Source organism: Micromonospora sp. WMMD967, from assembly GCF_029626165.1.
GTDB classification, from domain to species: Bacteria; Actinomycetota; Actinomycetes; order Mycobacteriales; family Micromonosporaceae; genus Micromonospora; species Micromonospora taraxaci.
The window spans coordinates 7145187-7166126 of the sequence record NZ_JARUBK010000001.1 but is presented as its reverse complement, the minus strand read 5'-3'; the positions used below and the strand labels follow the sequence as shown (position 1 = coordinate 7166126).

Genomic DNA, 20940 nt, shown 5'->3' with positions numbered 1-20940 from the left:
TGGGTTCGGAGTAGTCTCGGGCCACCATGGCCGAACTGAACGGTCCGACGGACCCCGAGACGAGTATGGCTGCCGCGCTGGATGCGGCGGCCGCTTCCCTGCTGGGCATCTGGGAATCCGCCCGGGAGGGGACCTCCAACCGTGTCTCCGGCGCGCAGCTACGGGCGGTGATGGTGGTGGAGCAGGCCGACGGCATCAACCTGCGTCGGCTCGCCACCCAGCTCGACATGCTGCTCAGCTCCGCCAGCCGCCTCTGCGACCGGCTGGTCGCCGCCGGCATGCTGGAGCGTGAGCCGGGCCGCTTCGACCGGCGGGAGATTTCGCTGCACCTCACCCCGGAGGCCCGTCGGCTCCTCGCCGAGCTGCGGGCCGACCGTCAGGCACAGCTCGCCGCCGTGCTTGCCGGGATGACCCCGCAGGGTCGCGACGCGCTGCTGAGCGGAATGCGGGAGTTCGACGGGGTCGCTCGCCGGCAGCAAACGGACACCACACTGGCGGGCGAGTCGGTGGAGGAAAAGGACTGGCCGGGCGACCCGGACGGGCCGGGTGGGCCAGGCGGGCCGCCGGACCGGAGCGGGCAGACCCGCACGCGGTGGACTGATTCGTCGGGCGCCCCGGAGCGGTCGGTCGGCACCACCCGGGAGTGGCCGACCGGCGGGCCGGTGGCGCGGACCGCCTGATCGAGCGGTGCCGGCTCGTCGTCACCGTCCGCGGTGCCGCCGCTGCGTCGGGGCCGCCGCTCACGTCGGCACCGACGCGCGGATGGCCAGCATCGCGATGTCGTCGTGGGCCTGCCCGTCCAGCCAGTCGTCGACCGCCCGGAGCACCCGGTCGATCAGCGCCGCGGGCAGCTGCCCGGCCGCCGACGCCAGCGCGGCGTGCAGTCGGGCCTCGCCGAATATCTCCGCGTCGCGCGGCCCGCGCGCCTCGGTGACCCCGTCGGTGTACGCGAGCAGCACGTCGCCGGGGTCGAGGTGAACCCGGGTCTCGACGAATCGTGCGGTGGTCAGCGCCCCGACCGCCGTGCCGCCCACCGGGACTGGGGTGACCGTGCCGTCGGCGGTGACCAGCAGGGGCGACGGGTGACCTCCACCGGCGATCGTGACGTCCACCCCGGCGGGGCTGTGGTCCAGGGAGCCGAGCAGCAGCGTGGTGAACTGGCTGCGCCGCGCCGCGTCCGGGGCATCGAACAACGCCCGGTTGAGCAGGTGGATCAGCTCCAGTGGGCGTTGCTCGACGAGCCGCAGCGTCTGCAGGCACTGGCGGACCCGGCCGGTCAGCACCGCCGCGCTCACGCCCCGGCCGCACACGTCACCGAGCGCGAACAGGGCCCCGCGTGGGTGCGGGAACACCTCGTAGAAGTCGCCGCCGATGCGCAGGGTGTCCCCGGCGGCGCGGTAACCGCCGGCCACTGTCACGCCGGGCACCGTGGGCAGCTCGGGCGGGAGCAGGCTGGCCTGGAGCACCCGGGCCAGGTGGGCCTGCTCGTCGTGGAGATCCGCGGTGGCCAGCGCGGCGCCCGCCCGGGCGGCGAACTCCCGGGCAAGCTCGATCTCGCGCTCGTCGAAGCCGGGCCGCCCGGTGCGTCGGACGAGCAGCAGAGCACCGGCCGAGCCGTCGGCGCCGGGCATCGGGCAGACCAGCACGGTGCCCGGCGAGCCGAACCCGGGCGGCAGCATGGTGGCCAGGTCGGTGAACTCGGTGCCCCGGCAGGGGACCGGGTCGGCGAGGTCGCCGGCCAGCGCCTCGGCCAGCACGGGCACGGTGCTGGTCAGCGTCAGCGGGGCCAGCCCGTCGGTCGGGGCGGGCTCGCCGTCGGCGTACCGGATCCAACGGGCGTGCGGCTCGGCCGGCGCGACCGGTCGGGGCAGCGCCACGGCGGCATCGGCCAGGTACGGCACGGCCAGGGTGGTGGTGGACCGCAGCACCTGGTGCCGGTGCAGGGACATCCCGAGTTGGTTGCCCGCCTCGGCGAGGAAGGTGGTGCGGGATCGTTCGGCACGTAGCGCGTCGGCGCGGTCGTGCTCCTCGGTGACGTCACGGACGTACCACGCGAAACGGGGACCGGCGAGTTGCCGCCGGGCACCGCGCAGCCGTCGGCCGTGATGGTCGGCGTCGAAGCGGTCGGCGCCGGTGGTGACCGCGTCGGCCACTGCCGCCACCGGGCATCGGGACAACTCGGTGCCGACGGTGATCTCCGGGAGCAGTCGCGCCGCCATGGCGTTGAGCAGTGTGACCCGGCCGGTCTCGTCGGTGGTCAGGACCGCTTCGGCGAGCCCGTCGAGCAGCTCGCGAGCCAACGGCGCGTCGGCGGGCAGCGGGGTGCCACTGGGTTGCCGGGTCGTGGTCACCGCCGGACGCCGGCTCGCAACTGGCGACTCCTGCGCATGCTGCTTCTCGACTCCTCACCCGGCATCGTTGCTGTGGGGCAAGGATAGCGACCCCCTCCGACAGACACCCACAGCGTGGCGACGGTCAGCCCTAGGGCCTGTGTCAAAACCCTTGGCCGGCCTGCGGCGGGCCCGGACTGTGACACAGGCCCTAGGGCCTGTTTCATAAGAACTGGTCGGCCTGCGGCGGGCCCAGACGACGCCCGGCGGCGTTGCGGTTTCGTCCGGATACAACACCGGTATCCGGACGAAACCGCGCCTTGCCGGATCGCCGCCCGGACTCCGCCTCGGCTCGACCGCCCTTATGAAACAGGCCCTAGCGGGCCAGCCAACCGGCGGGCTGGGCGACGATGCGCCGGACGACCGACCCGGCGGCCCCTACCGCCGCGGCCTCCGCGCCGAGCGTGGACGGCCGAACCGTGACCGGTGACCAGGCGGCGGTCAGCACCCGGTCGGCGATCTCGGCGAGCACCGGAGGGCACAGCCAGGGCGCCAGGGCCGCGTAACCGCCGCCGAGCACCACGGTGTCCAGGTCGAGCAGGTTGACGACGCCGGCCACCGCCACGCCGAGCGCCGTCCCGGCGTCGTGCAGCGCCCGCAGCGCGTCGGCGTCGCCGGCCTCGGCCAGCTCGGCGAGCCGTGCCGTCGCGGTGTCCGCCGGAAGCTCCGCCCGCGCCAGCCCGGCAGCGGTCACGATCGCCTCCTGGCCGGCGTACTGCTCCAGGCAGCCCTGCCCGCCGCAGCGGCACGGACGACCCTCGGGGTGCACCGGGAGGTGCCCGATCTCGCCGCTCCAACCGCGGACGCCGCGAAACAGCGCGCCGTCCAGCACGATGCCCGCGCCGATGCCCACCTCTCCGGAGATGTGCAGGAAGCTGGACGGGGCGGGTGGTCGGGAGTGCAGTTCGCCGAGCGCGGCGAGGTTGGCCTCGTTGTCGACCACCAGGCCGGGCACGCCGGGCACCTGCTCGACCAGCGGCGGGTGCTCGGCGAGCAGGGCGGGCACCGGCACGTCGTGCCAGCCGAGGTTCGGCGCGAGCCGGACCAGACCGGCGTCGTCCACCAGGCCGGGCACCGCGAGCGCGGCCCCGACCAGTGTGAGGCCCTGGTCGGCGGCGTCGTCACGGGCGGCCCCGGCCATCTCGACCAGCTGTGCCAACGCGTCGGCGGGGGCCACCGGACGCAGGTCGGCCCGGTGTACGGTGCGGTGCCGGACCTCACCCGCGAGGTCCACCACGCAGACCGCCAGGTAGTCGACGTTGACCTCCAGGCCGAGCCCGGCCGGCCCCTGATCGGCCAGGACCAGCCCGCGCGCCGGACGGCCGGCGCCGGAGCGGGGAGCCGGGTCGGACTCGCTGACCAGACGGCCGGCGAGCAGGTCCTCGACCACCGCGGACACTGTTGCTCTGGTGAGGCCGGTCGCGGTCGCCAGGTCGGCTCGGGACGGGGGGCGTTCGGCCGCGGCGATGCGGCCGAGCACCAGGGCGAGGTTGAGCTCGCGCAGACTGCCCTGACGGACTGCGCCAGCCGGGGCGTGGGTGAGGCTCACCCCTTGACACTGCCATAGGGTGGGCAAATAATTCAATGGCTGAACAAATAGCCGACAACACCACCCCGGAGGTTGCTCATGGCACCCCGTCCCACTCCCGCCGACAAGTTCTCCTTCGGGCTCTGGACCGTGGGTTGGCAGGCCCGCGACCCGTTCGGTGACGCCACGCGCCCCGAGCTCGACGCGGTCGAGGCAGTGCACCGGCTCGCCGAGCTGGGCGCGTACGGCATCACCTTCCACGACGACGACCTGATCCCGTTCGGCGTCGACGCCGGCACCCGCGACCAGCACATCGCGCGGTTCCGCAAGGCCCTCGACGAGACGGGCCTGGTGGTGCCGATGGTGACCACCAACCTGTTCACCCACCCGATCTTCAAGGACGGCGGCTTCACCAGCAACGACCGCGACGTCCGCCGCTACGCGCTGCGCAAGGTGCTGCGGCAGGTCGACCTGGCCGCCGAGCTGGGCGCCAGCACCTTCGTCATGTGGGGTGGCCGCGAGGGCTCCGAGTACGACCTCGCCAAGGACGTCCGCGCCGCCCTGGACCGCTACCGCGAGGCCGTCAACCTGCTCACCCAGTACTCCATCGACAAGGGCTACAACCTGCGGTTCGCCCTGGAGCCCAAGCCCAACGAGCCGCGCGGCGACATCCTGCTGCCCACCATCGGGCACGCGCTCGGCTTCATCTCCCAGCTGGAGCACCCCGAGCTGGTCGGCCTCAACCCGGAGGTCGGTCACGAGCAGATGGCCGGGCTCAACTACGCGCACGGCATCGCCCAGGCGCTCTGGCAGGGCAAGCTGTTCCACCTCGACCTCAACGGCCAGCGCGGCATCAAGTACGACCAGGACCTGGTCTTCGGCCACGGCGACCTGATGAACGCGTTCGCCCTGGTGGACCTCCTGGAGAACGGCGGCCCCAACGGCGGACCGGCCTACGACGGCCCCCGGCACTTCGACTACAAGCCGTCCCGCACCGAGGACATGGACGGCGTCTGGGCCTCCGCGGCGGCCAACATGAGCACCTACCTGCTGCTCAAGGAGCGCGCCGCGGCGTTCCGCGCCGACCCCGAGGTGGTCGAGGCGCTCGCCGCCAGCAAGGTCGGCGACCTGAACACGCCGACGCTCAACGACGGCGAGGGTTACGAGGAGTTCCTGGCCGACCGGTCCGCGTTCGAGGACGTCGACGTCGACGCGGTGGCCGCCCGAGGCTTCGCCTTCGTCCGGCTCAACCAGCTCGCCGTCGAGCACCTGCTCGGCGCCCGCTGAGGCCCCGCCATGCCGTTGGTCGCGGGCGTCGACTCGTCCACCCAGTCCTGCAAGGTGGTCATCCGGGACGCGGAGACCGGTGCCCTGCTCCGGCAGGGTCGGGCCGCACATCCGGATGGCACCGAGGTCGACCCGGAGGCCTGGTGGCAGGCGCTGCGTAGCGCTGCCGACCAGGCCGGCGGGTTGGCCGACGTGGCCGCGATCTCCGTCGCCGGCCAGCAACACGGCATGGTGTGCCTCGACGAGGACGGCCGGGTGGTCCGCCCGGCGCTGCTGTGGAACGACACCCGGTCCGCCGACGCCGCCGCCGACCTCATCGAAGAGGCCGGCGGCGGTGCGGCCGGGCGTCGGTTCTGGGCCGAGGCCACCGGCAGCGTGCCGGTGGCCAGCTTCACCCTCACGAAGCTGCGCTGGCTGGCCCGGCACGAGCCGGAGCAGGCCGCCCGGGTGGCCGCCGTGTGCCTGCCACACGACTGGCTGACCTGGCGGTTGGCCGGCGCCCCGGGGTTGGGCGCGCTGCGTACCGACCGGGGGGATGCGAGCGGCACCAGCTACTGGTCGCCGGCCAGCGGCGAATATCGGCTGGACCTGTTGGAGCAGGGCTTCGGGCGGCGACTGATCGTCCCGGAGGTGCTCGGCCCGGCGGACTCGGCGGGGAAGCTCGCCGACGAGCTGGGTGGCGGTGCGTTGCTCGGTGCGGGCACCGGCGACAACGCCGCCGCAGCGCTCGGCGTCGGTGCCGGTCCGGGTGACGTGATCGTCTCCATCGGCACCTCCGGCACCGTGTTCAGCGTCGCCGACGTGCCGGCCGGCGACGAGAGCGGCGCGGTGGCGGGCTTCGCCGACGCCTCAGGTCGTTTCCTTCCGCTGGTCGCCACGCTCAACGCGGCCCGGGTGCTGGACGCGGCCGCCGCGATGCTCGGCGTCAGCCTGGACGAGTTGGCCGAGTTGGCGCTGTCCGCGCCGGCCGGTGCGGACGGGCTGGTCATGGTGCCCTATCTGGAGGGTGAGCGGACGCCCAACCGCCCGCTCGCCACCGGGGCGGTGCACGGTCTGACCCTGCGTACGTCGACGCCGGCGCACCTGGCGCGGGCCGCCGTGGAGGGCATGCTCTGCGCTCTCGCCGACGGTCTGGACGCGCTGACCGCACAGGGTGCCACGGCCCGCCGGGTCATCCTGGTCGGCGGCGGGGCCCGGTCGGCCGCGGTGCGTCGGATCGCGCCGCAGGTCTTCGGCTGCCCGGTCGTCGTCCCGCCAGCGGGGGAGTACGTCGCCGACGGCGCCGCCCGGCAGGCCGCCTGGGTCGCCCTGGGTGGCCCGACGCCGCCGCTCTGGGCGCTCGAGGGCACCGAGGAGTACGCGGGCGAGCACGTCCCCGCCGTTCGTGAGCAGTACGCGGCGGCCCGTGGACTGGTTCTCGACCGCCGCTGACCGTCGGGATCGACGCGGGTGGGTGCCCGGGAACGCTGACCGGCACCCACCCGCGTGACGACCTCCTCAGCCGCGTCTGGTTGGCTGCCGGTCATGACGGTGACCAGTGGCGGGCCGGGCCGGGGCGGGCAGCAGCCCGACCGACGCCCGCACGCCCGGGGCGGCGGCCCGGCGCACCGGCTGTACAGCGTCGTGGTGTTCGTGCTGCTCGCCTCACTGGACAACGTGGCGATCGGGTTGGTCCCGCCGCTGTACGGCCCGATCTCCGACGCCTTCGACGTGTCGGGGCGGCTGCTCGGCCTGGTCACCGCCGTCAGCTTCCTGGTCAGCGCGGTGGCAGCGGTCGGCTGGGCGTACGTCGGTGACCGCACCAACCGTAAGCCGCTGCTCATGGTGGGCACTCTGTTGTGGGCGGCGGGCACCGGCGGTAGCGCGCTCGCCGGTGGTTACCTGACCTTCTTCGCGGGGCAACTGGTCGCCGCGGTCGGCCTCGGTGCGGTCGGCTCGGTCGGCTTCTCGGTGGTCACCGACCTGATCTCACCGACCCGGCGCGGGCTGGTGATGAGCTTCTGGGGGCTCTCCCAGGGGGTCGGCACCCTCGCGGGCACCCTCGTCGGAGGGCTGCTCGGCGCGACGGACTGGCGGCGGCCGTTTTTGATCCTGACCGGTGTCGGCCTGGTCGCCACGGTGGCCTACCTGTTCACGTACGACATCCGACGCGGCCAGAGTGAACCGGAGTTGGCCGACCGGCTGGACGCCGGCGCCGAGTACGACTACCGGATCAGTCGCGCCGACCTGCCGCGCATCCTGGCCCGACGCACCAACCGGTGGCTGATCCTGCAGGGCCTCACCGCGCAGGCCGCGTTCGGGTCCCTGGTGTGGTTGCCGGTGCTCTTCGCCGAACGAGCCGAGGCCCAGGGCTACTCGTCGTCCACGGCGGTGGTGGTGGGCAGCGTCTTCGCCACGCTGTTCCAGCTCGGCGGGGTGCTCTCCATCGTCGGTGGGCTGGTCGGCGACGCGCTGCAACGGCGTACGCCGAGAGGCCGCGCCCTGGTCGCCGCTGTCGGCATCCTCGCCGCGTTGCCGTTCTACCTGGTGTTGTTCTTCGTCCCGGTGACCATCGACGTGCCGGACGGCGCGGGCGGCGGCGCGGTGGTCGGCGCGGTGCTGTCCAGCGTCTTCACCGAGCCGTCGGTGGGGCTGAGCCTGCTCACCGCGATCGTGGCGCTCGCGTTGACCTCGGCCAACTCGCCGAACTGGTTCGCGCTGATCGCCGACGTCAACCCGCCGGAGCACCGGGGCACCGTCTACAGCTTGGGCAACCTGGTCAACGGGGTCGGTCGCGCGGCCGGCAACGGGCTGGTCGGGGTGGCGTTCCAGGGGCTGCGCGCGGCATTCCCGCCGCCGTTGAACTTCGCCGTCGGGCTGGCCGCGTTCCAGCTCTTCTTCATTCCCACGGGTGTCATGTACTGGTTGGCGTCGCGAACCTCACCGGAGGACATCGAGAACGTGCACGACCTGCTGCACACCCGAGCCGACCGCCTCTGACCCTCACGCGCCCCACCCGCGCGTCCCGCGGGCGCTCCCCGTCCACGCGCCCCGCGCCCCGCGCCTCAAGATCCGCGCAACATCCGGGAAAGTGCTGCCTCGGGCGAGCATGAGGGGCCAACATCCCTGATGTTGCGCGGATCTTGGCCCCTCCCAGGCTCGGGTCAGGCGGTGCGGAGCCAGACGGTCACGTCGGTGGGGACCGCGCCGTCGCCGTCGAGCGGGGCGCTGCTCGCTAGCACCTCGGCTCCGGTCGGGACCGGCACCGGCGTCTCGCCGAAGTTGGTCAGCACGGTCAGCTCGCCGTTGCGGAAGGTCAGCACCTCGTCGCCGGAGGACAACCACTCAAGGGTGCCGCGACCCAGCCCGTGGGCGCGGCGCAGCCGCAGCGCCGTGCGGTACAGCTCGTACGTCGAACCGGGCACGTCGCGCTGGCGGTCCAGCGCGTACTCCGCCCAGAGCGACGGCTGCGGCAGCCAGCTCGCGTCGGTGGGCCCGAAGCCGTACGACGGCGCGTCGGCCTCCCACGGGATCGGCACCCGGCAGCCGTCCCGGCCGCGCTGGGTGTGCCCGGTGCGTGCCCAGGTCGGGTCCTGCCGGGCCTCGTCCGGCAGCGTGGTGTGCTCGGGGAGACCCAGCTCCTCGCCCTGGTAGAGGTACGCGGAGCCGGGCAGGGCGAGCATCAGCAGCGTGGCCGCCCGGGCCCGGCGCAGGCCGAGCGCGGCGTCCGGCTGCGGGTCGCCGATGCCGATGCCGTTGGGGCGGCCACCGCCGATCGCCAGGCCGAGGCGGGACGCGTGCCGCACCACGTCGTGGTTGGACAGCACCCAGGTGGTCGGCGCGCCGACCGAGTCGGTCGCCTCCAACGAGCGGGTGATCACCGCGTACTGGGCCGGTGCGGTCCACGCGGCGAGCAGGTACTCGAAGTTGAACGCCTGGTGCATCTCGTCCGACCGCACGTACCGGGCCAGCCGCTCGGCCGGTTCCACCCACGCCTCGGCGACCAGCACCCGCTCGCCCGGGTAGCTGTCCAGGACCTGCCGCCACTGCCGGTAGATCTCGTGCACACCCTCCTGGTCCCACATCGGCGGACGCGGCTTGTCGATCTCGTTGCCGGAGAGGATCTCCTGCGGTTCCTGCCAGTCGGCCAGGTCGGCCTGCTTGACCAGGCCGTGCGCCACGTCGACCCGGAAGCCGTCCACCCCGCGGTCCAACCAGAACCGCAGCACGTCCAGGAACTCCGCGTGCACCTCCGGGTTGTCCCAGTTGAGGTCCGGCTGGCCGGTGTCGAACAGGTGCAGGTACCACTGGCCGGGCTGCCCGTCCGGGTCCACGGTGCGGGTCCAGGCGGGGCCGCCGAAGACGCTCTGCCAGTCGTTCGGCGGCTGCTCGCCGTCGGGGCCGAGACCGTCGCGGAAGATGTACCGGGACCGTTCCGGGCTGCCGGGCGGTGTGGGCAGGGCCTCCTGGAACCAGCGGTGTGCCGAGGAGGTGTGGTTCGGCACCAGGTCCACGATCACCCGCAGGCCGCGGGACCGGGCCTCGGCGATCAGCTTGTCCGCGTCGGCGAGGCTCCCGAACAGCGGGTCGACGTCGCGGTAATCGGCCACGTCATAGCCGGCGTCGGCCTGCGGCGACGGGTAGAACGGGGAGAGCCACACCGCGTCCACGCCCAGCTCGACCAAGTGGTCGAGGCGGGCCGTGATGCCGGGAAGGTCACCGATGCCGTCGCCGTCGGAGTCGGCGAACGAGCGGGGATAGATCTGGTAGATGGTCGCCTCGGTCCACCAGCCGGTGACCGGGTGACCGGAGGGGGTCTGCTGCGTCGGATCGGTGTTCAGGGTCTTCTCCCGTGTCGCGCCGTGGTTAGGTTTTCAGTGTGCCCGGGGTGGTGCTGTCGACTCCCGGACCACCAGTTGAGTGGGCAGGATCACCGATGTCTCGCAGTCGGCGTTCTGCTGACCCGGAATGGGCCCCGGGGGCCGGGCTTCGAGCGGGTCGAGCAACATCCGGGCGGCCAGTCGGCCCTGCTCGGCGGCGGGCTGGGCGATGGTGCTGAGCCCGAGCATGCCGGCCAGGTCATGGTCGTCGATGCCGATGACGCTGACGTCCTGTGGCACCCGCAGTCCGGCGTCGCGCAGCGCTGTCATCGCGCCCATCGCCATCTCGTCGCAGGCGGCGACGATGGCGGTCGGCGGCTCACCGCGGGCCAGCAACTCGACGGTGGCCCGGGTGCCGCCGTCGATCGTGAAGGTGGACTCGACGTCGAGGCTCGGATCGGGCCGCAGGCCGGCGGCCCGCAACTCCGCCTGGTAGCCCCGGCGGCGGTCGAGGTGGGTGGTGAACGCCAACTCGTCGTCCGGGTCACCGGAGATGTGCGCGATCCGGTGGTGGCCGAGGTCGATCAGGTGTCGGGTGGCGGCCCGCGCGGCGGCCACGTCGTCGATGCGTACGCACGGCCAGTTGGGCACCCTGCTTCCCGAGCTGATGGTCACCCCGGGCAGTTCCAGGGCGGCCAGCGCGGTCAGGTCGGCCGGCCGCAGTGGGGTGGCGACCAGCATGATGGCGTCCACCCGCTTGTGCAGGTTGGCGGTCCGCAGGACCCGCTGGCGGACCTGCTCCCGACCACCCAGGTTGTAGAGCAGCAGGTCGTAGCCGGACTGGTGGAGGTACTCCTCGACCGCCTCCACGATGGTGCTGAAGAACCAGCGGGTGATCCGGGGTACCACCACGGCGACGGTGCCGGTCCGGCCACCGGCGAGCCGCGACGCGCTCGGCGACACCTCGTAGTCGAGCTGCTCGGCGGCGGCGAGCACCCGGCGTCGGGTGGCGGCCGAGACCGTCGGCAACCCACGCAGGGCCCGCGAGACGGTGGCCGTGGACACGCCGGCCAGCCGGGCCACATCATCAATCTTCGTCACGGTTTCCCCCGCTCGGTGCCCGGCGCGCCCGCCGCCGCCCGAGGGGCCAGGCGGCGGCGGGCAAGCGGGTCAGCCCTTGACGCTGCCGGCGAGCAGACCTCGCACGAAGAAGCGCTGCAGGGACAGGAAAACGATGAGCGGTACGACGATGGAGACGAACGCGCCGGCGGTGAGCCGCTGCCACTCGTTGCCCCGGGTGCCGGCCATCTCGGCCAGCCGGACGGTGAGCGGGGCGGTCTCGTTGCCGCCACCGGCGAAGATCAGCGCTACCAGCAGGTCGTTCCAGACCCAGAGGAACTGGAAGATGCCGAACGCCGCCAGCGCCGGGGTGATCAGCGGCAGCACGATGGTCCGGAAGATCTTCGGGTGGGTGGCGCCGTCGACGCGGGCCGCCTCCATCAGGTCCCCGGGCAGTTGCGAGACGAAGTTGTGCAGCAGGAAGACGGCGAACGGGAGCGCGAAGCAGGTGTGCGCGAACCACACCTGGGCGAACTTCTGTTCGTCGACCAGGTCCCAGGCCGGCATCAGTGTGACGCCGCCGAGGCTGACGCCGGTGGAGAAGAACTTCAGCAGCGGCACCAGGGCCATCTGCAACGGGACGATCTGCAAGGCGAAGATCGCGATGTAGAGCCAGTCCCGGCCGCGGAAGTTGATCCATGCCAGCGCGTACGCGGCGAGGGCCGCGAACGCGAGCGGAAAGAGCACCGACGGGATGGTGATGGCCAGCGAGTTGATGAAGTAGCTGGCGAGCTGTCCGGAGGACGACGACCGTCCGAACAGGACCTGCTCGTAGTTCTCCAGCGTGAACTGCGGGTTGGTGAACGCGGTCCACCAGCCGGTCGTCTTGATCTCGTCCTCGGGCCGGAGGGAGGAGATGAACAGCCCGAAGGTCGGGACGGTCCAGACCACCGCGATGACGATCGAGACGAGCGTCGCGGTGCGGCTGTTGAGCCGCTTGCGGACCCGGCCGGCGGTGGTGGACGGGGGGCCGGCGGTCTTCTGTGTGCCGGCGGCGACGGTGGGCGTTGCGGTGGTCATCTCAGCCCTCCCGCTGCTGACGGAGGTTGCGGATCTGGTAGATCACGACCGGGATGACCAGGATGAACAGGAAGACCGCCAGCGCGGAACCCTGCCCGTTCTGGCCGTACCGGAAGGCCTGGTTGTACATCTCGCTGGCGATCACGCTGGTGTCGTAGTTGCCGTTGGTCGAGGTCCGGACGATGTCGAAGACCTTGAGCGTGGCGATCGTGAGGGTCACCACCACGACGATCAGGGCCGGCCGGATGCTCGGCATGGTGATCTGCCAGAACATCTGCCAGGGGCTGACCCCGTCGAGGCGGGCGGCCTCCACGATGTCGCCGGGGATCGCCTTGATCGCCGCGGAGAGCACCACCATGGCGAAACCGGCCTGGATCCAGACCATGATGACGATGAGCAGGAGCGTGTTCAGTGGTGATTCGAGCAGCCACTGCTTCGGCTCACCACCGAGGCTCACCACGATCTGGTTGAGCAGACCGATCTGGTCGCCCTCGCCGCGGTAGGCGTAGACGAACTTCCAGATGATGCTGGCGCCGACGAAGGAGATGGCCATCGGCAGGAAGATCAGTGACTTGGCCACCGCCTCGAACCGGGCCTTGTCCACCATCACGGCGTAGAGCAGGCCGAAACCGGTCGCGACCAGGGGAACGAGGAGCACCCAGACCAGGGTGTTGATCAGGACTCGGACGATCGAGTCGTCGGAGAACATCCAGCCGTAGTTGCGCAGCCCCACCCAGTTGGTGCTGCTCCCGTCCATCAGGGAGAGCAGCATGGTGCGGATGGCCGGCACGACCAGGCCGATGAGGAGCAGTAACAGCGTCGGCAGCAGGAAGAAGAGGGCGAAGAGGCCCTCCCGCGGCTTGGTCCGGCGGGGGAGCGGAGCCCCACTCGCCGAGGCGGCGACGAGCTGCGCCTCCCGTCTCCGGGCGAACCAGGCCGGCACGACGTCGAGCAGCAGGAGCAGACCGCCCACCACCACCACGAAGGCGACCAGCCCGTACATCAGCATGAGGAGCTTCGGCTGCTCATCGGCGAAGTCGAACCCCATCAACCCTCCCTCTCGGGTCCACAGCGGCCGGTGGCCCGGCCCGCGAACGCGGGCCGGGCCACCGCCGGGATCACTTAGGCCAGCTGCTTTCGATGCCCTGGAGCACCGGAGCGGTCTGCTTGCCGTTCAGCCAGTCGACCATGCCCTTCCAGAACGTTCCCGCGCCGACGGCGGCCGGCATCAGGTCGGATCCGTCGAAGCGGAAGGTGCCGGTCTTGTCCTGCAGGATCTGGACGGAGAGCTTGTCGATCGGGCTGGCCACGTTGGCGATGTCCAGCTTGTTGTTCGCCGTGACCCAGTTGCCGAGCTTCGCCCGGCTGTTGACGTACTCGGCGGAGGCGAGGTAGGTCTGCACCGCCTGGACCTCGGGACGGTCGGCGTACGCGACGACGAACTCGCCAGCGCCCAGCACCGGCTTGCCCTTGGCCGGGTCGATGGCCGGGAAGTAGAAGGCGAACGCGTCGCCGTCCTCGGCCACCTTGGTGCCCTCGGGGAACTGGTTGGCGTAGAACGACGCCTGCCGGTGCATCGCGCACTTGCCGGTGGTCACCGGCACGCCCGCCTCCTGGAAGGAGGTGGTGGTGATGCTCTTGACGCCGCCGAAGCCGCCGTTGACGTACTTCTCGTTCTTCAGGATCGTGCCGGCGCGGTCGACCGCGTCGACGATCTTCGGGTCGTTGAACGGGATGCCGTGGGTGGTCCACTGGTCGTAGACCTCGGGGCCCTGCGTCCGCAGGATCACGTCCTCGATCCAGTCGGTGGCCGGCCAGCCGGTGGCGTCACCGGACTCGACGCCCACGCACCACGGCTTCGTGCCGCTGGCGGCGATCTTGTCGCTCAGGGCGATGAGCTGGTCCCAGGTGGTCGGAACCTCCCAGCCCTTCTCCTTGAACGTCTTCGGCGAGTACCACACGAAGGACTTCACGTTGGCGCCGAGCGGCACGCCGTAGAGCGTCCCGTTGACGGTGCCGTACTTCAGCCAGTCGGCCGGCATGTTCTGCTCGGCGAGGGCCTTGGTGTCGGCGCTCAGGGACTTCAGCTTGCCGGCGTCCGCGAACCGCTTCACGAGGCCGGGCTGCGGCACGAAGGCGATGTCGGGGGCGTTGCCACCGTCGACCCGGACGGGGAGCTGCGCCTCGAACTCGCCGCTGCCCTCGTACGCGATCTCGATGCCGGTGCAGTCGGTGAACTGCGACCAGGAGCGCTCCAGCAGGTCGGCCTCGGCGTCACGAATGGACGCGTAGATCGAGACCTTCTTGCCGTCGTGACCCTCGTACTTCTCGTATGCCGCGCACTCCGCGGAGCCCGCGTTGCTGCTCTTCTTGTCGTCGCCGGTGCCGCAGGCGGTGGCGCTGAGCGCCAGCCCGAGTACGCCGGCGATCACGAAGGCCTGGCGTGGTCTGGTAAAGACCGCCATGCCGTCCTCCTTCCTAGCCGGCGCGGTCGTGCTGGTGACCCGTCGCCGGTCCGATTGGGCGTGCACACATGTAAGCGCTTGCATCCGGCGCGGTCCACCCCCTGTCAGACACGAGCGAGTAACAATCCGGAAACCTGCGGGCTGCCTGGTGGGCGCGCTACCGGCACGAATCTCGGGCTCTTTCGAAGATTGACGATATCTGTCAGGCTATGGCCACTTCATCGAAGGTTTTCGACATAGGAGGAGCTGTATGCGAAAGCGGTGGATCAGCCTGCTGGTGACGGGTCTGCTCGTCGGAGGCGTGTTGACGCCGGCGAGCCCGGCGTTGGCCGCGCCGACCTTCAAGGTGCCGTTCCCGTGCGGCCAGTCCTGGTCCGGGCAGACTCGGACGGGTCACAGCCCGGCGAACGCCATTGACTTCAACCGGACCGACGACCTCGGCGACCCGGTCGTGGCCAGCGCCCCCGGCACCGTCGACCGGGTGACCGACCTGGGCGGCACCAGCTACGGCAAATATGTCCGAATCAACCACGGGGGCGGTTACAGCACCTACTACGCCCACCTCAACGGCTTCAACGTCTCGGTCGGCCAGACCGTCGGCTACGGCAAGGTGCTCGGCTGGGTCGGCAGCACCGGTGGCTCGACCGGCCCGCACCTGCACTACGAGCAGCGCCTCAACGGCGGCGACATCCAGGCGCGTTTCAACGGCACCCTCGCCCTGTACTGGGGCACCAAGACCTACACCAGCGACAACGGGTGCTCCTCGGGCAGCGGCAACGCCACCGTCGACACCAGCGGGACCCCGCTGACCGTCCGCTCCGGCCCCGGCACCGGGTACGCCTCGGTGGGCACCGTCGCCGACGGCACCCGGGTGACGATCGCCTGCCAGACCAGCGGCACCACTGTCACCGGCACGTACGGCACCAGCTCGATCTGGGACCGGATCGGCGCCGGCCGGTTCATCGCCGACGCGTACGTGTACACCGGGTACGACGGCTACATCCCGGGCATCCCACGCTGCTGAGGCTGACCGGATGACGGTCTCCGGCGGGCTCGGCCGCCCCGTCGGGGGGCGGGCTCGGCCGCCCGTCGGGGGCCCGGGTCAGGAGTTCAGCCGCCAGATCGACAGGTTCAACGCGGCGGCGAAGGTGACCCAGGCCCAGTAGGGCAGCAGCAGCGCGGTGGCGACCCGGGACACCCGGGCGAACAGCACCACGGTGAGGCCGATCGCCAACCACATCAGCACGATCTCGGCGAACGCCAGCCCGTACTGCCCCGCGCCGAAGAACAGCGGCGTCCAGATGGCGTTGAGCACCAGCTGGGCGGTCCAGGCCCAGAGGGCGGGGGAGAAGCCCACCCGCCGCCACACCAGCCAACCGGCAACCGCGATCAGGGCGTACAGCAGCGACCAGACCGGGCCGAACAGCCACGAGGGTGGCGCCCAGCCGGGCTGCCGCAGGCTGGCGTACTCGTCGGTGGTGCCCTGCACGCCCAGCCCGCCGATCGCCGCCGCGACGAAGACGGCCGCCGCGAAGCCGACCAGCGCCCACCACTGTCGCCGGCCCGAGGCCGGCGGAGCGTCCCGAGATGTCTCCATGGTCAAGATGTTTCCGCGCCGCGCCGGATCAAACCGCCCGGACAAGAAGGCGCCGGGATCGCCGCAGCCGGTGCTCCTGTCGGGAGGACGGAGCTCCGGTCGCGGCGACCCCGGCGGGTCCCGGTGTTAGGAAGTAAGCGCGTCAATTGAAGATGCTGACACCACCCGGGCCGACCAACAGCCCGACAACGATGAGGACGATGCCCCACAGGATCTGCCGGCGGAACAGCGCGAGGATGCCGGCGACCACGAGTACGACTGCGAGAATCCAGAGAATCAGCTCCATGACCTCTGACTACCCGACTGGCCGATCGGGGAAACCTGGTCGGTATCAAGTTGATCGCCGACGTGGAAGACGCTGTACGCCTGCTTGATCACCGGGTGCGCGACGTTGCGGACGCGTACCCCACCGGGGGTCGTGCCGCGCTCGGTGCCGGCGTGCGCGTGCCCGTGCAGGGCCAACGCCGTGGGGGCCGAGTCGATCGCCTGCCCCAACTGGTACGACCCCAGGAACGGGTAGATCTCCAGCGGCTCGCCGACCAACGTGTCCGGTACCGGTGAGTAGTGGGTGAGCGCGACGAGCATGTCGCAGTCCAGCGAACGGAGCGCCGTGCCGAGGCTCTCGGCGCTCTCGTTGGTGGTCCGGACGAACGCCTTCATCTCCGGCTCACCGAAGTCGCTCGCGCACCGCCCGGCGAACCCGCCGCCGAAGCCCTTCACGCCGGCGATGCCGAGCCGGCCGCCGGCGCAGTCCAGCACGACGCCGTTGCCCTCCAGCACGGTGATGCCCGCGTCCTCCAGCACCTTGACCACCTGCGGCACCTGGTCGCACTGGTGGTCGTGGTTGCCGAGCACGGTCACCACCGGCACGGCCAGGCCGCCGAACTCCTCCGCCACGCAGCGCGCCTCGGCCTCGGTGCCGTGCCGGGTCAGGTCACCGGCCAGCAGCAGCACGTCGGCACAGTCCGGCAGCTCCTCCAGTGCGGGGCGGAACCGTCCGACCACGTCCTCGTCCAGATGTACGTCGCCCACGGCGGCGATCCGGATCACCATGGAACCTCCCTCAGGGCAGTTGCTCGATCTCCGTGGGCGCGTGCGTGCGGATCACCCCGATGTCACTGGTGATCGGCACGTCCGGGAAACGCTCGGACACCCGGCGCAGGATCTCCTCCCGCCGGTGCGGGCTCTCCACCTCGCCGTTCAGCACGATGGCGCGTTCCCGGCGGACCACGGTGATCCCTTGTTCGGCGACGGCGGGGTCCTCGGCGAGGAGCCGTTGGATCTCCGCCTCGACGTACTCGTCCGGTGGCCCGGCGTCGATGTCGCGATGGTGGGTCACGATGTCCCCTCTCCGGTCGTGGTGCCGGTGCCCGGCACCACCTCCAGCCGGTCCAGCAGCATGAGGAACGCCTCGGCGTACGGCGAGTGCTGCGTCTCCTTGCGTACCCGTTCCCAGTCGATCTGCTCCCGCAGCGACCGGGCCAGCGGCAGGCCACGGGCGAAGTCGCAGTAGTGCTGGGAGAAGCTAAGCAGCTTGTGCACCATCAGTTGGGTGGCGGACAGGACCGGCATGTGGATCGCGTCCACCGGCCGGATCACCGTGTCGGCGAACGTCTCCTCAGTCACCGGCGTCTCGATCGGCCGGTGGATCAGGTCCACCATGCGGCCGTCGTCGAAGACCTTGACCAACCAGTCCTCCGGCGGGCGCTCGGCCACGAAACCGGCGGCCACCAGGGCGTCCAACGCCTGTTCCACGTCGGTCTCCCGGATCAGGAAGTCGACGTCGTGATCGCTCGAGTGACCTCCGTGGGCGTAGACGGCGAAGCTGCCGCCCAGGGCGAACGGAATCTCGGACTGCTTGAGCACGGCGGCGACCTTTTTCAGGGTGTGCACCAGACTCTCGTCCCCGCGCTCAGCCATCTGGTTCTCCCGTCGTCGTATAGGTGGACCGGCGGTTGGATTTCGAACTCCGGTACCCGGCATTCCGGTCGGCCACACCTGCTGTCGTCGCGGTCAGGCGTCAACCGGGATGAACCACCACAAATTTCGCAGCGAAGGTGCATGGGTCGGATAACCTGTGGAGGGTGGCCAGATCATCGGGGACGCGTCGACGCAGGGCCCGATTGCGCACCGTCGCCCTGATCGGGATCGACGGCTCCGGCAAGACCACCCAGGCGCACCGACTGGCCGACGCGCTGACCGCGGCCGGCCGCCCGGCGACCTACCGGCGCAACGCCAGCGGACGCCGATGGCTCGGCCGGATCGCCCACCGGCTCGGACGCCCCGACGCCCAGCGGCTCGTCGGGCGCGACGGCGTACTGGCGGTGGAGTCCGTACTGCGCTGGCTCGCGATCGCCGCCGCTCTGATCAGTTGCCTGCTCACCGGCCGGACAGCGGTGATGGACCGCTACTCGGCCTGCCAGTACGCGAGCATCCGCGCACACGGCGGGCAACGCTGGGAGCGGCTGGCGCGGGCCGGTTACCGGCTGTTCCCGACGCCGCAGGTGACCTTCCTGCTCGCCGTCGACCCGGCGGAGGCGTACCGGCGGATCGAGGAACGCGGCACCGACCACGAGACGATGGGCTGGCTGACCGCCGCCGACACCGCCTACCGGACCCTCCCCGAATATCCGAGTTTCGTGCTCGTGGACGCGGGCCGCCCCGCCGAGGAGGTGAGCGAGCAGATCCAGGCACACCTGGAGACCTGGCTGCCGCTCTCCGCTGACCAGCCGCGCGACGTGGGCCCGTTGGCGACTCAGGCCCGCCCGTAGACCGGCACCGTGGCGCCGCTGGTCGGGGCGGACTCCGCCGACGCGAGGAAACGGATCACCGGGGCGATCTCCGCCGGCGTCACCCAGCGCGAGTGGTCGGCGTCGGGCTGGGCGGCCCGGTTGGCCGGGGTGTCGATGACGCTGGGCAGCACTGTGTTGCAGCGCACCCCACGGTGCCGGTACTCCACCGCCACCGCGTTGGCGAAGGCCAGCACCGCCGCCTTGGCCGTCACGTAGCCGGCCGCGCCCGGGAACGGGCTGACCGCCGCGCGGGCCGAGACGCAGACCACCGCGCCCGCACCGCTCGACATCAGGTGCGGCAGCGCGGCCTGGGTGACCAGGTACGTCGGCCGCAGGTTGACGGTGAGCATCCGCTCGAAGACGTCGACCGGCGTCTCGTGCACCAGGCCACCGCTGGCGTACCCGCCGACCAGATTGACCACGGCCCGCAGCGGCGCTGTCGGTTCGCCGGCGGCGACATCGACCGCCCGCGTCACGTCCACCGGATCGCTCAGGTCCGCGACCAGTCGGACCACGCCGGTCGCCGGCTCCGACCCGGGCCGGGCATCCCGTTTCGGTACGACCACCCGCCAGCCCGCCTCGACGAACGCGGTGACGACCGCCCCGCCCAGCCCGCCGCTCCCGCCGGTAACCAGAACACTCCGCCCCACCATCCACCCACGCTAACCCCCACCCCCACCCCACCCCACCCCCGCCCGCCCCGCCCGCCCCCGCCCGCCCGCCCCACCCGCCCTCTCCCACCCGCCCCCGCCCCGTCGATCATGACGTTGTCGCCGGGACACGCCGACCTGGGTGGTGACAACGTCATGATCGTCTGCCCTGGGCAGACAGGTTGGCTTGCCGGGGGTTTGGGGGCGCAGGATCGGCGGATGCGGATGCGGATTCTGATTCTCGGTGGCACCCGGTTCCTCGGTCGGGCGGTGGCGCAACTTGCCGTCGCGCAGGGGCACGACGTCACGTGCGCCGCTCGTGGTGTGTCCGGCGCCGTTCCGACCGGGGCCACGTTGGTGCCGGTCGACCGGGACGACCCGGACGCGCTGGTGCCGCTCGCCGGCGACGGCTTCGACGCCGTGGTCGACGTGGCCCGCCAGGTCAGCCACGCGCGGCACGCGCTCGCCACGCTCGCCGACCACGTCGGTCACTGGTCGTTCGTCTCGACGATCTCGGTGTACGCCGACAACACCACCCCGGGCCAGACCGCCGTCGACGCGCCGGTGCTGGCAGCGGCCCCACCGGACGTGGACGGCCCGGTCGGCCCGGACCACCGCTGGTACGGCGAGTGCAAGGTCAGCATCGAGCAGGCGGTTCGGCAGCGGGTGGGCGTCGACCGGTCGTTCATCTGCCGGGCGGGTCTGATCGTCGGCGTCGAGGACCCGAGCGACCGCTTCCCGTACTGGGTGCGGCGGCTGGCGGCCGGTGGCGAGATCCTCGCGCCCGGACGCCCGACCGACCGGGTGCAGTTCGTGGACGTCGCCGATCTGGCGAGCTGGCTGCTGCACGCCGCCAGCACCCGCCTCGGCGGCACGTACGACGGCGTCGGGCCGGCGATGACCCGCGCCGACTTCCTGGCCGGGGTGGCCGCCGGGCTGGACGTGGCCGACCCCTCCCTGACCTGGGTCGATCAGGACTTCCTGGCCTCCCACGACGTACGCGAGTGGTCGGGGGAGCGGGCCCTGCCGCTCTGGGTACGACTGCCGGAGTCCGGTGGCCTCATGGCCCGCGACGCTCGACCGGCTCTGGCGGCGGGGTTGGCGGTCCGTCCGTTGTCCGACACCGTTCGGGCGACCGCGTCCTGGCTGGCAGCACAGCCGGACGCCGTACGGCAGAGTGGTCTCGACCCGGCGGATGAGGCGGCGGTGCTGCGGGAGTGGCAGGCTGTGCGGGACCGGTGATCCCGGCTGCCAACACTTTCCCCCACCCGGACAGTCATAGTTGACGCTCAC

General features: G+C 71.6%; 20 protein-coding genes. 7 read left to right on the top strand and 13 right to left on the bottom strand.

The features are described from left to right. The first annotated feature begins 26 nt into the window (after positions 1–26). Positions 27–680 (top strand): MarR family transcriptional regulator, encoded by a 654-nt coding sequence (locus O7631_RS32360; protein ID WP_278147693.1) that lies wholly within the window; start codon positions 27–29, stop codon positions 678–680. 60 nt (positions 681–740) lie between these two features. Here the strand turns inward: O7631_RS32360 and O7631_RS32355 are convergent, their stop codons facing one another. Together O7631_RS32355 and O7631_RS32350 are read right to left on the bottom strand one after the other, a co-directional pair. Continuing rightward, a complete protein-coding gene (locus tag O7631_RS32355; protein ID WP_278147692.1) occupies positions 741–2351 on the bottom strand; it encodes a PP2C family protein-serine/threonine phosphatase in 1611 nt (536 codons plus the stop codon). Positions 2352–2706: 355 nt separating this feature from the next. Continuing rightward, entirely contained in the window at positions 2707–3939 is a 1233-nt protein-coding gene (locus O7631_RS32350) for an ROK family transcriptional regulator (protein WP_278147691.1), read from the bottom strand. Between the two features lie 78 nt (positions 3940–4017). Between O7631_RS32350 and xylA the strand changes: the two genes are divergently transcribed. The 3 genes from xylA to O7631_RS32335 all read left to right on the top strand — a co-directional run bounded on the left by xylA (position 4018) and on the right by O7631_RS32335 (position 8184). Next, positions 4018–5205: a xylose isomerase gene (gene xylA / locus O7631_RS32345; RefSeq protein ID WP_278147690.1), complete on the top strand. Its 1188-nt coding sequence runs from the start codon at positions 4018–4020 to the stop codon at positions 5203–5205. 9 nt (positions 5206–5214) lie between these two features. Continuing rightward, positions 5215–6636, top strand: coding sequence for a xylulokinase (xylB, locus tag O7631_RS32340; protein WP_278147689.1), 1422 nt, complete (start codon positions 5215–5217; stop codon positions 6634–6636). A 192-nt stretch (positions 6637–6828) separates the two neighbouring features. Continuing rightward, the gene (locus O7631_RS32335) at positions 6829–8184 is read left to right on the top strand and encodes an MFS transporter (protein ID WP_278148091.1); all 1356 of its coding nucleotides are present in this window, start codon (positions 6829–6831) and stop codon (positions 8182–8184) included. A gap of 164 nt (positions 8185–8348) precedes the next feature. Here the strand turns inward: O7631_RS32335 and O7631_RS32330 are convergent, their stop codons facing one another. The 5 genes from O7631_RS32330 to O7631_RS32310 form a co-directional block, all read right to left on the bottom strand. After that, positions 8349–10025, bottom strand: a complete 1677-nt coding sequence (locus tag O7631_RS32330) for a glycoside hydrolase family 13 protein (RefSeq protein WP_278148090.1) — start codon at positions 10023–10025, stop codon at positions 8349–8351. A gap of 33 nt (positions 10026–10058) precedes the next feature. Further along, positions 10059–11105 (bottom strand): LacI family DNA-binding transcriptional regulator, encoded by a 1047-nt coding sequence (locus O7631_RS32325; protein WP_278147688.1) that lies wholly within the window; start codon positions 11103–11105, stop codon positions 10059–10061. 69 nt (positions 11106–11174) lie between these two features. Continuing rightward, positions 11175–12143, bottom strand: coding sequence for a carbohydrate ABC transporter permease (locus O7631_RS32320; protein WP_278147687.1), 969 nt, complete (start codon positions 12141–12143; stop codon positions 11175–11177). Position 12144: 1 nt separating this feature from the next. Beyond that, positions 12145–13191, bottom strand: coding sequence for a sugar ABC transporter permease (locus tag O7631_RS32315; RefSeq protein ID WP_278147686.1), 1047 nt, complete (start codon positions 13189–13191; stop codon positions 12145–12147). A gap of 70 nt (positions 13192–13261) precedes the next feature. Further along, positions 13262–14608, bottom strand: a complete 1347-nt coding sequence (locus O7631_RS32310) for an ABC transporter substrate-binding protein (protein WP_278147685.1) — start codon at positions 14606–14608, stop codon at positions 13262–13264. A 250-nt stretch (positions 14609–14858) separates the two neighbouring features. Between O7631_RS32310 and O7631_RS32305 the strand changes: the two genes are divergently transcribed. Then, positions 14859–15632 (top strand): peptidoglycan DD-metalloendopeptidase family protein, encoded by a 774-nt coding sequence (locus tag O7631_RS32305; protein ID WP_278147684.1) that lies wholly within the window; start codon positions 14859–14861, stop codon positions 15630–15632. A gap of 78 nt (positions 15633–15710) precedes the next feature. On the opposite strand, the gene O7631_RS32300 is transcribed toward O7631_RS32305, so the two are convergent. The 5 genes from O7631_RS32300 to O7631_RS32280 all read right to left on the bottom strand — a co-directional run bounded on the left by O7631_RS32300 (position 15711) and on the right by O7631_RS32280 (position 18125). After that, a complete protein-coding gene (locus O7631_RS32300) occupies positions 15711–16205 on the bottom strand; it encodes a TspO/MBR family protein (protein WP_278147683.1) in 495 nt (164 codons plus the stop codon). 142 nt (positions 16206–16347) lie between these two features. Further along, entirely contained in the window at positions 16348–16491 is a 144-nt protein-coding gene (locus O7631_RS32295) for a GPGG-motif small membrane protein (RefSeq protein ID WP_007464364.1), read from the bottom strand. Beyond that, positions 16482–17258: a metallophosphoesterase gene (locus O7631_RS32290; RefSeq protein ID WP_269682635.1), complete on the bottom strand. Its 777-nt coding sequence runs from the start codon at positions 17256–17258 to the stop codon at positions 16482–16484. The genes O7631_RS32295 and O7631_RS32290 overlap by 10 nt, the downstream gene beginning before the upstream one ends. Positions 17259–17268: 10 nt before the next feature. Further along, on the bottom strand, positions 17269–17544 hold the full coding sequence (locus tag O7631_RS32285; protein WP_145779269.1) for a hypothetical protein: 276 nt from the start codon (positions 17542–17544) through the stop codon (positions 17269–17271). After that, positions 17541–18125 carry a nucleotidyltransferase gene (locus O7631_RS32280; protein ID WP_278147682.1) on the bottom strand — a complete coding sequence of 195 codons (585 nt, stop codon included), beginning with the start codon at positions 18123–18125 and terminating at the stop codon, positions 17541–17543. Before O7631_RS32280 ends, O7631_RS32285 begins: the two co-directional genes overlap by 4 nt. A 164-nt stretch (positions 18126–18289) precedes the next feature. On the opposite strand from O7631_RS32280, the gene O7631_RS32275 reads away from it, so the two are divergent. After that, positions 18290–18976, top strand: a complete 687-nt coding sequence (locus O7631_RS32275; RefSeq protein WP_278147681.1) for a thymidylate kinase — start codon at positions 18290–18292, stop codon at positions 18974–18976. Here the strand turns inward: O7631_RS32275 and O7631_RS32270 are convergent. Next, positions 18961–19650, bottom strand: a complete 690-nt coding sequence (locus O7631_RS32270) for an SDR family NAD(P)-dependent oxidoreductase (protein WP_278147680.1) — start codon at positions 19648–19650, stop codon at positions 18961–18963. The two genes, O7631_RS32275 and O7631_RS32270, sit on opposite strands and share 16 nt — an antisense overlap. A 216-nt stretch (positions 19651–19866) precedes the next feature. Between O7631_RS32270 and O7631_RS32265 the strand changes: the two genes are divergently transcribed. Beyond that, positions 19867–20889: an NAD-dependent epimerase/dehydratase family protein gene (locus O7631_RS32265; RefSeq protein WP_278147679.1), complete on the top strand. Its 1023-nt coding sequence runs from the start codon at positions 19867–19869 to the stop codon at positions 20887–20889. Positions 20890–20940: the final 51 nt, after the last annotated feature.

What these genes read in the sequence shown, in the direction of transcription:
- O7631_RS32300 (WP_278147683.1), bottom strand. Translation starts at nt 16,205, where the DNA reads ATGGAGACATCTCGGGACGCTCCGCCGGCCTCGGGCCGGCGACAGTGG.
- O7631_RS32305 (WP_278147684.1), top strand. Translation starts at nt 14,859, where the DNA reads ATGCGAAAGCGGTGGATCAGCCTGCTGGTGACGGGTCTGCTCGTCGGA.
- O7631_RS32295 (WP_007464364.1), bottom strand. Translation starts at nt 16,491, where the DNA reads ATGGAGCTGATTCTCTGGATTCTCGCAGTCGTACTCGTGGTCGCCGGC.
- O7631_RS32360 (WP_278147693.1), top strand. Translation starts at nt 27, where the DNA reads ATGGCCGAACTGAACGGTCCGACGGACCCCGAGACGAGTATGGCTGCC.
- O7631_RS32265 (WP_278147679.1), top strand. Translation starts at nt 19,867, where the DNA reads ATGCGGATGCGGATTCTGATTCTCGGTGGCACCCGGTTCCTCGGTCGG.
- O7631_RS32280 (WP_278147682.1), bottom strand. Translation starts at nt 18,125, where the DNA reads ATGGCTGAGCGCGGGGACGAGAGTCTGGTGCACACCCTGAAAAAGGTC.
- O7631_RS32270 (WP_278147680.1), bottom strand. Translation starts at nt 19,650, where the DNA reads ATGGTGGGGCGGAGTGTTCTGGTTACCGGCGGGAGCGGCGGGCTGGGC.
- O7631_RS32310 (WP_278147685.1), bottom strand. Translation starts at nt 14,608, where the DNA reads ATGGCGGTCTTTACCAGACCACGCCAGGCCTTCGTGATCGCCGGCGTA.
- O7631_RS32290 (WP_269682635.1), bottom strand. Translation starts at nt 17,258, where the DNA reads ATGGTGATCCGGATCGCCGCCGTGGGCGACGTACATCTGGACGAGGAC.
- xylB (WP_278147689.1), top strand. Translation starts at nt 5,215, where the DNA reads ATGCCGTTGGTCGCGGGCGTCGACTCGTCCACCCAGTCCTGCAAGGTG.
- xylA (WP_278147690.1), top strand. Translation starts at nt 4,018, where the DNA reads ATGGCACCCCGTCCCACTCCCGCCGACAAGTTCTCCTTCGGGCTCTGG.
- O7631_RS32315 (WP_278147686.1), bottom strand. Translation starts at nt 13,191, where the DNA reads ATGGGGTTCGACTTCGCCGATGAGCAGCCGAAGCTCCTCATGCTGATG.
- O7631_RS32320 (WP_278147687.1), bottom strand. Translation starts at nt 12,143, where the DNA reads ATGACCACCGCAACGCCCACCGTCGCCGCCGGCACACAGAAGACCGCC.